The sequence below is a fragment of the Pseudomonas sp. YNh genome (assembly GCF_037993085.1).
Lineage (GTDB): Bacteria > Pseudomonadota > Gammaproteobacteria > Pseudomonadales > Pseudomonadaceae > Aquipseudomonas > Aquipseudomonas putida.
Genome location: NZ_JBBMRJ010000084.1, coordinates 1 through 794, shown reverse-complemented (window position 1 = coordinate 794; position 794 = coordinate 1). Strand labels below are relative to the sequence as shown.

1 protein-coding gene is annotated in these 794 nt (G+C 59.6%); it reads left to right on the top strand.

Going from position 1 to position 794, the window contains the following annotated elements; all coding sequences use genetic code 11:
* Positions 1–125 precede the first annotated feature (125 nt).
* A partial coding sequence (locus tag WF331_RS29140; protein WP_340623496.1) for an IS256 family transposase occupies positions 126–794 on the top strand: 669 nt, incomplete at its 3' end.

The following is a 794-nucleotide window of genomic DNA, read 5'->3' as shown; positions in this document are numbered from 1 at the left end:
GATCGTGTCCCGGGAAGTGGTGTAACTGAACCAGCCGAAGGCGCCCTGCGGGCGAAAGAGGTTGGTCATCGTGGTTCTTGGCTAACGTTGAGTTTGCGGACTTAACCTTCACCAGAGAAACCACGATGACCAAGCCCACTATCGCATTGACCGAGTTGGTTGAGAAAGGGGCAGACGCTGATCTGCTCAAGCAAATGATCCAGTTCGTTGCTCAGCGCATGATGGAGTTCGATGTCGAAGGCCTGTGCGGTGCCGGCTTCGATGTCAAAAGCCCAGACCGGACAAACAGCCGCAATGGCTACCGTGACCGCCTGTGGCAAACCCGTGCCGGCGACGTCGACCTGAAGATACCCAAGTTGCGCCAAGGCAGCTACTTTCCGGGCTTCCTCGAACCTCGACGCACCGCCGAGAAGGCCATGGCGGCGGTCATCCAGGAGGCCTACATTCAAGGCGTTTCAACGCGTTCAGTAGATGAGCTGGTGAAGGCCATGGGCATGACCGGCATTTCCAAAAGCCAGGTGTCACGGCTGGCAGGCGAGATTGATGAACGCGTTCATGCGTTTCTTGATCGGCCACTTGAAGGTGACTGGCCCTACCTCTGGATCGATGCCACCTACGTCAAGGTGCGGGAGGCCGGGCGCATCGTCTCGGTCGCCGTAATAATCGCCGTGGCCGTGAACACTGACGGTGGCCGCGAAGTCCTGGGCATGCGGGTTGGGCCATCGGAGGCCGAGCCGTTCTGGACAGACTTCCTGCGCAGCCTCATGCGACGTGGCTTGCGGGGCGTGAAGCTG